The organism is uncultured Corynebacterium sp., from assembly GCF_902782855.1.
GTDB lineage: Bacteria > Actinomycetota > Actinomycetes > Mycobacteriales > Mycobacteriaceae > Corynebacterium.
The window spans coordinates 1-7594 of the sequence record NZ_CACZOO010000340.1 but is presented as its reverse complement, the minus strand read 5'-3'; the positions used below and the strand labels follow the sequence as shown (position 1 = coordinate 7594).

Below are 7594 nucleotides of genomic sequence, written 5' to 3'. Positions count from 1 at the left end.
TATTCTCCGACGAACACCGCGGTCCGGCGGTGGCCGTTCCGGCCCGGAAAACAGGTACGTCCGGACACAGTGTCCAGTTGTTGTCCGGTTGTTACGCGGTTGTGTCCGGGACGTCGCCGCGGGCCTGCAGAACCCCGGTCCCGGCGTCCTCCAGTGCGAACCCGACGCGGAAGACGGCCTGCTGGTCATAGGTGTCGCCGACGATCTGGAGCCCGGTGGGCACGCCGCGGGGACCGACACCGGTCGGCACGGCGAGGGCCGGGTTCCGGTTGCAGATGTTGAAGGGTACCGCCATGTGCGTGGCCCAGTAGTGTTCGCCGCGGGAGTTCACCGAGACCAGCGGAGCTTCCGCAGGCAGGGCATCTGCCGTTGTCACCGGGGTGATGAGCGCGGTCGCTCCGTCCAGGAGCCTGCCGAGTTCGGTGTGGATCCGGGTTTCGCGGACCATGGTCTCGTACAGCGGCATTCTCGCCGCAGCCGCCAGGGTGTGGTCGATGAACTGGGTGATGTACGGGGAGACCTCTGCACCGGAGGACTCGATGACCTCCTCCATCCCCGGGGCCAGTGTGTGACCGTAGTGCGCCATGGCCACCTCCATCAGCTCGGCGACGGTCCAGTCCGGGTTCCGGTGTTCGATGACCGCGCCCCGGGCAGCCAGGGCATCGGCCGCGACCCGGAGATTGTCGACCACCGTGTCGTCCACCGGGTAGTCCCCGAGCGTCTCGGAGACGATGATCCGGTGCCCTGCCACGGACCGGCCGTCCTCCGGCTCCGTGACCGGTCCCAGAGGGACACTGTTCGGGTCGGCGGGATGCCGGCCGGCGATGACATTGTGCATGAGAAAGACATCCCCGACGGTGCGGGCCATCGCCGAGTCGCTGCGGTACCAGTCCATCGTCGAAGGATGCAGACCCGGGACGACACCGTAGGGCGCCTTGTAGCCGACCACCCCGCAGAATGTCGCGGGGATGCGGGTGGAACCTCCGATGTCGGAACCGGTGGCCAGCGGGGCGTAACCGGCGGCGAGGGCGGCACCCGAGCCCCCGGATGAACCGCCCGGGGTGAACTCCGGGTTCCACGGGTTGCGGGTGACGCCGTGGGCAGCGGAATCGGTGAACGTGGCCGCACAGAATTCCGGGTTGGCGGTGCGCGCGACGAGGACGGCACCTGCCGCGCGCAGTCTGGCGACCACCGGGTGGTCGACGTCCGGGGTTTCCACGGTGGCGGGAACAGCCTGGTCGACCGGATGACCGGCGACGGCGTGCTTCTCCTTGACGACCACGGGGACGCCAAGCAGCGGTCGGTCCGCAGGTGCCGCGGCGCCGGGACCGGCGTGTCCGCGCCAGTACGCGTCCGCCGCGGCGACGGCTGCGACCTGGTCCGGGTCCGTGGCGAGGATCCCGGTGACGGCGTTGATCTCCGGTTCGGTGGCGGCGATGCGGGCAAGGGATTCGGCGACCACTTCGGAGGGGAGCCGGCGTCCTGCCGCAAAGTCCGCCAGGAGTTCTGTCGCCGAGGCGGTTGACGAGGCCACGGCAGGATTCAGGCCGGCAGGGTTTGATATGTGGACGGTGTCTGTCACAGGAGATTCTCCTCAGGGTCGGAAAGATCAGACTTCGGCGGGAACATGACCGCCGGCGCCGGGGTTGACGTCGGTCGGGGCCGGGGCGGAGACACGTCGGGTGGGCATGTCCGGGAACCTGGGACGCTCGGCCCTGCCGGTGGCCAGGGAGACGGCAACCATGACGACGAGGTTGGCGACAAGGCCGGTTACACCGTTGTTCACACCCCAGAGGTTGGTACCGGCGATGGTGTAGGCGATGACGATCACCTCACCGACGACGAGGCCTGCGATGAGGCCCCTGGCGTTGATGAGCGTGGACCGGGTACAGGACAGGATGTTCGCCGGAGCGAGCTGGGCCAGCCCTGCGTAGGTCAGCAGGTAGAGGTTGGCCATGAGATCCGGCCGGGTCAGCGAGAGCCACAGGGAAGCGAGCAGGATGACACCGGCAGAGATCTTGCCGACCATGAGGCGTCGTCCGTCGGTCGTTCCGGCCGGGGTGAGGTTCGAGGAAACGAGGGTGGCGATCGAGAGGACACAGTGTGCCGCGGGAACGATCGCACAGGAGATACCGGCGATGAGGACGGCTCCCATCAGCCAACCGGGCAGGGAATCCTGGGCGATGGTGAGGATGGCGGAGTTTTCCTCCCCCTTGCCGACCTCCAGGTGGGTGGCGGCGTAGAAGCCGATGATGATCGGCACGAATGTGGCCAGGGTGTACAGGGGCAGCATGACATGGTTCTTGGACACGGCACGGGAGCCGTTGGCGGACAGCACCGCCGGCCAGCTCTCCGGCAGTGTCATACCGCCGAGGCCGATACCGCTGACGATGACACTGGTGACGAACCAGATGATTCCGTAGGTCTGGGAGCCCGGGTCCACCGTGAGCATGTCACCGGCCTCGGACATGACGCCGTCGAGGCCCCATTCGCCCGAGTACCTGACGAGCACTCCGAACAGGATGACCAGGAGTGCCACGACCATGGCCACGTCCTTGAAGTACGCCGCGGAGGCGACACCGCGCAGGCCTGCGTAGCCGACGAAGAGGAGGATGAGGACGGTGGCGACGATCATGGAGGCGTTACCGGCGGACTTCTGTCCGGTGGCGAAGGACACCATGGTTCCGAGGCCCACGATCTGGACCTGGACGATCGGAACGAAGAAGATGACGGAGACCAGGGCGACAAGTTTGCCGAGCAGTGGGCTGCGGAACTGGTGTCCGACCATGTCTGCGTTGGTGTGGTAGCTGAAGACCTTCCCCAGTTTCCAGACGACGGGGCCGATGAGGAACATGCCGATGTACCCGAGGACCAGGTAGGCGGGCATGTATGTCGCGGAGACTCCGCCGAGAACGGTGAGGCCCGACATCCCCAGGAAGGTGAAGCTGGTGAAGATGGCGCCCGCTTGGAGGAAGAACGTGGTCAGGCTGCTCATGCCCCGGTTACCGATGGACCATCCGGTGTGGGTGTCCAGGGACTGCCGCCGTCCCATGGCGGCGAGGACGGTGACGAGGAGGATACCGATGACAGCTGCGACGATCATGCTGCGACCTCCCCGCGGGAGCGACCGGTCACTGCGGCGTCTGCGTCGTCAGCAGCGTCATCAGCGGGGTCGGCGAGTTCGGGTTCGTGCCGGTAGAGAAGTGCGAGGATGAGGGTGGTGGCGACACCCCAGCCGGCGACCCAGAGCATCATCACCGGGAGGCCGAGGACGACGGCCCCGGAGTTGACGAAGGGGTAGAGCGGGGTTCCCACCAGTGCGATGACGGGAATGAGAAGTAGTGAGTGCCAGGGGGTCAGGTGCACGGGATATCAGGTCCTCTCGGAGTCGGGGTGTTGTGGTCAGACGTCGGATCCGGTGAACGGCTCGCCGGGGGTTGTCCCGTCCAGGGCGCCGGTGACCAGGCGTCGGACGATCTGGGTGAATGCGGTGACGCCGGCGACCATGTCGGCGTCGGTGGAGAACTCACGTTCGCAGTGGGAGACACCGTCGACGGAGGGGATGAAGACCATCACGGACGGGGCGATGCGGTTGACAGCCACGGAATCGTGACCTGCCATGGTTTCGATGCGCATGCAGCTGACCCCGGCGTCCGCGGCCGCCTTCTCGGTCAGTTCCACCCCGTCGACCGGGTAGTGCTGGATATCCCGGATGTCGTAGTCCTCCACGTCGATCCGGATGCCGCGTTCGACGGCAAGGTCGGCGATCTGTCTGCGGAGGATGTCGCGGGCGTCGAGGACGTCCTGTTTCTTCGAGGCCCGCAGGTCTATGACCAGGTCCACTTCACGGGGAACGACGATCGGCGAGTTCGGGTGGACGGTGAACTGGCCGACGGAGGTGACGATCTTCTCGGGTTCGAAGTTCTCGACGACGTCCTCGGTGAACAGGACGATCCTGGACGCGGCGACGAGGGCGTCGTGTCGGTCGGACATGATCGTCGCCCCGGTGTGGGACTGTTCGCCCCTCACTGCGACAAGCAGTTTCTGGGTGTACCAGCTCTGGGTGACCGCCCCGACTGTGGTCTGTTCCCGTTCGAGGATGCGCCCCTGCTCAATGTGGATCTCGGCGTAGGCCACGATCTCCGGCGCGGGGTCGGTCCCGAGACAGTCGATGGATTCCAGGGCCTCTTTCACGGTCACACCTGCCGGGTCGGTGGTGGCGAGCGCCTTCTCCCCGTCCAGCAGGCCTACCATCACGGAGCTGCCCATGATCGAGGGGGCGAAGCGTGCACCTTCCTCGTTGAACCAGTCGACGACGGTGAGATTGTGTGTCGGGGTCAGGCGTCCGGCCCGGACCTCGTCGTTGACGCGTGCTGCGGCGTGAAGTGCGGCGATGACGCCGTAGGTTCCGTCGAAGCGGCCGCCGAGCGGCTGACTGTCGAGATGTGAACCGATGAGGGCGCCGGGTTCGTCGTCGATCCAGGTGAAGGTGGCGTACTGGTTGCCGATACCGTCGACGGTGACGGTCATGCCGAGAGCGGCCGCACGTTCCCGGAACCATGCACGCACGGCACCGTGTTCGGGGGTACCGGCCTGGCGGTCGATGCCACCGGCCTCTGTGGCCCCGTAGACGGTGGTGTGGTGGAAGTCGGCGAGGAAGTCTTCGTCGGTGACGTCGGCGGTACGGGTCGACGGCGCGAACTGCACTGCAGTAGTCATGGGCAGGTCTTCTTTCTCGGGGAGTGAGATTCTTTACCTGTTCAGACTGGACGCCCACCCGGTGGTCACAGAGGTGCATTTCGCTCCGAAAGGCCGGCTCTGCCGGACGGTCTGTCCATTTGTTACCCGGGCGTTGTGGGAGGGTTTCGGGCGGGATTCACAGCAGGTCCGACGTGAAGACCTGCACTTTCAACGGAGTTCGGCGTCACTGCCCGACAGCCGGGTTCCCCGTGAACGTAGTGCGAGACCGATCCTGAACAGACTGTCGCCGTCTGCGAGATCAGCTCCGAGCAGCCGTTCGAGGGTCGCCAGACGGTTGTAGAAGGAGGTGCGGGACAGGTGCACCGCCTTGGCGGCCCTGGCACGCGACTGCGGGTACTGCACGACGGTGCGCAGGACGTCGAGGAGATCGGTGCCGTTGCGTGCGTCGTACCGGAGCACCGGTCCGAGCGTCTCTTCGGCGAAAGCCTGGACGCGCACGTCGTCGGCGAGGACCCCCAGGACCGGGGCCAGGGAATCTGCCTCGACATGGACCAGCTCGGGCACGCCGGGGTCCCTGCTGACCGTCCACCACCAGTGGGGTGTTTCGGCGGCATAGGCCTGTGCCCTCCTGATCGACGACAGCAGTGAGGGCAGGTCCTGCGCCGACGGCCCCCGGATGATCCGCAGGCGGACCGGATCACCGGTGGGGCCTGTACCGACGGCGAAGGGTGCGAGTGCGTCGCGCAGTTCCCCGTCGAGAACGTCGGTGCCGGTACCGGAGGCTGCGGACACAGCGGCGGTCACACCCGTACCGGTGTCGGAGCGGGCGGCGAGAACCCTCGCACCGGTGACTCCTCCCCGGATCGCGTCGGCGACCGCCGCGACATCGGGCACTTTCCCGCCGATCTCGATCTCGAGTCCGGTCAGTTGGCGTCCTTCCACCGGGAAGCCGCTGGCAGTGAGCGCTGCCCGGGTGTCTTCCGTGGTCGACGAGGGCAGGTTGAGCAGGCGGGCCATGGCGGCCGTGCGGACCAGATCCGACCATCCGGAGGTCTCGGCGGAACTGAGCCTGTCGATGGCGAGCGCGACAGCGGCCTGTCCGAGGACACGGGCAACTCCCGCGGGGTGCCCCGAACTTCCGTAGGCAAGCAGTCTGCCCCAGTTGCGTCCCCGGACGTGGACCGGCGCGACGGTCCAGAACTCCCCGTCACGGACGGTACAGGTGTACGAGCGGTCATCCCGGGCCCCCGGGGGACGGACGATCTCGGCGGAGCGCCCGGACCAGCCGTCGAGCAGTTCACCGAGGCCGAGACCCGCCTCCTCCGCGACGACAACACGGTGGCCGACATCTTCCAGGACCACCGGACAACCGAGGAGCCGGGACGCCGCGGTGACGAGTTGCCCGGTCGCGGCCCCGTTGTGGATCATGCGGGTGAAGGTGTCGGCGACCTCGGCTGTCGCCTCAACTGCGGTGAGATGGTCCCTGACAATGGTCTCATGGACCTCCCGGGTGAGACGGGCGAACCGGATCTCGGTGGTGAACACGATCAACGGCAGTCCGTACCGCCTGGACGCGTCGATGACGTCACCGGGAACCCGGTCCCACGTTCCTCCCAGTTCCACCGCGAGTCCCACAGCCCCGCTGGCCGCACAGTTCGCCACGAACCTGCTGCGTTCCCGGGCACTCGCCGGCCACCCGACACCTGTGGTGAGCAGCAGTTCTCCTCCGTCGAGGAGTCGCGCGGAAGAGGCCTGTTCTGCGACGTGGATCCACCGGACCGGCCTGCTGAGCAGAGCTTCACCGGTGAGCACCCTGGGAGCTCCCGATGCGGCCTCAGGCAGGGCGAGAATATCGGCGATGGTCAGAGGAGAGATGGTCGGGGCGTTCATCCGGCCCATCCTGCCGGAGGATTGTTACGAAACAGTGACAGACTGTCCAGCTGCAGCGCCGGCCTCCCGTCACCCGGAGCGCCCCACTATTTCGGGGGTGGAATCCGGGATCGGTACGAACACGTTCGAACACGGTCATTGCCTGATCACACGAGACGGAACTGTGGACCGCGTCACGTTCTGTAGACAGTGAATACGCGTGATCTATGTTCGAGGGTAAAGGGAAATAAGTCCACCGAGGTGGTGTACGTGGTGTGTTCGCTGGGGCATGTGGAGGCGCCGGTGGCGATGCTGGCGAGGTGGGTTCAGCGGCATTGGGGCATTGAGAACAAGCTGCACTGGGTCCGTGACGTGGTCTTCGGTGAGGATGCGTCGCTAATCCGTACCGGGGTCGGCCCACGGGTGATGGCGACGTTGCGGAACACGGCGATCAGTCTGCTGCACCTGATCGGGCGTAAGGACATCGAACCGGCACAGCGGCACTTCGCGGCGGTGTTTGACAGGCCAACGTTGCTGGTCATGACCGTTCACCGCCGACTATGACGGATCCCTGTCGCACTACCCCCATTTTCGAATGTTCGTTCATGGTGTCCAGTAACTGTCGCGAGCGTCACCTAACATGCCTTCCTGTACAGCACATGTGAAGGAGCAACATGTCGAACACCCGCCATGCGGCAACGATCAGTGAGCGCATCGCCGCACGTGAAGGCGCTGGCACCCATAGGGAACGGTTGCAGGCAGCGGACATGATCCTCTGGGAGGCACTCCGCAAGGTTCAAGAGAGCACGCCCGAAGACAGGGCGGTGCTCTTCACCGATCTGGGACTGGAGACAGCGGACTACACCTATCTCACCGATATCCTCGCCACGGCGCTCTGCGGAATCACAGCGCGCCAGGAGCAGGCGACCCGGGTCTTCGATAGCTATCCCCTCATCACCCTGAGCACCCTCGTCGGCACTGCGCTACTGTCTCGCGGAGACAGTTTCTGGGAGTCCTACGCCAC

The 7594-nt window shown here is 66.1% G+C and carries 7 protein-coding genes; 2 read left to right on the top strand and 5 right to left on the bottom strand.

Annotated elements, in window-relative coordinates; genetic code table 11:
• Positions 1-91: 91 nt before the first annotated feature.
• The 5 genes from QZV72_RS13870 to QZV72_RS13850 all read right to left on the bottom strand — a co-directional run bounded on the left by QZV72_RS13870 (position 92) and on the right by QZV72_RS13850 (position 6591).
• Positions 92-1534 (bottom strand): amidase, encoded by a 1443-nt coding sequence (locus QZV72_RS13870; protein ID WP_297009250.1) that lies wholly within the window; start codon positions 1532-1534, stop codon positions 92-94.
• Positions 1535-1609: 75 nt separating this feature from the next.
• The gene (locus QZV72_RS13865; RefSeq protein ID WP_297009247.1) at positions 1610-3103 is read right to left on the bottom strand and encodes a sodium:solute symporter; all 1494 of its coding nucleotides are present in this window, start codon (positions 3101-3103) and stop codon (positions 1610-1612) included.
• Positions 3100-3366: a DUF3311 domain-containing protein gene (locus QZV72_RS13860; RefSeq protein WP_066585294.1), complete on the bottom strand. Its 267-nt coding sequence runs from the start codon at positions 3364-3366 to the stop codon at positions 3100-3102. Before QZV72_RS13860 ends, QZV72_RS13865 begins: the two co-directional genes overlap by 4 nt.
• Before the next feature lie 36 nt (positions 3367-3402).
• Positions 3403-4719 carry a M20 family metallo-hydrolase gene (locus QZV72_RS13855; RefSeq protein WP_297009246.1) on the bottom strand — a complete coding sequence of 439 codons (1317 nt, stop codon included), beginning with the start codon at positions 4717-4719 and terminating at the stop codon, positions 3403-3405.
• A 189-nt stretch (positions 4720-4908) separates the two neighbouring features.
• The gene (locus tag QZV72_RS13850; RefSeq protein WP_297009245.1) at positions 4909-6591 is read right to left on the bottom strand and encodes a PucR family transcriptional regulator; all 1683 of its coding nucleotides are present in this window, start codon (positions 6589-6591) and stop codon (positions 4909-4911) included.
• A 189-nt stretch (positions 6592-6780) separates the two neighbouring features.
• On the opposite strand from QZV72_RS13850, the gene QZV72_RS13845 reads away from it, so the two are divergent.
• A complete protein-coding gene (locus QZV72_RS13845) occupies positions 6781-7134 on the top strand; it encodes a transposase (RefSeq protein ID WP_297009244.1) in 354 nt (117 codons plus the stop codon).
• A gap of 110 nt (positions 7135-7244) precedes the next feature.
• Positions 7245-7594: hypothetical protein (locus QZV72_RS13840; protein WP_297009243.1), on the top strand; the 350-nt coding region annotated here is incomplete at its 3' end.

Excerpts from the sequence above, each read along its gene's own strand:
- QZV72_RS13865 (WP_297009247.1), bottom strand. The coding sequence starts at position 3,103 with ATGATCGTCGCAGCTGTCATCGGTATCCTCCTCGTCACCGTCCTCGCC.
- QZV72_RS13855 (WP_297009246.1), bottom strand. The coding sequence starts at position 4,719 with ATGACTACTGCAGTGCAGTTCGCGCCGTCGACCCGTACCGCCGACGTC.
- QZV72_RS13850 (WP_297009245.1), bottom strand. The coding sequence starts at position 6,591 with ATGAACGCCCCGACCATCTCTCCTCTGACCATCGCCGATATTCTCGCC.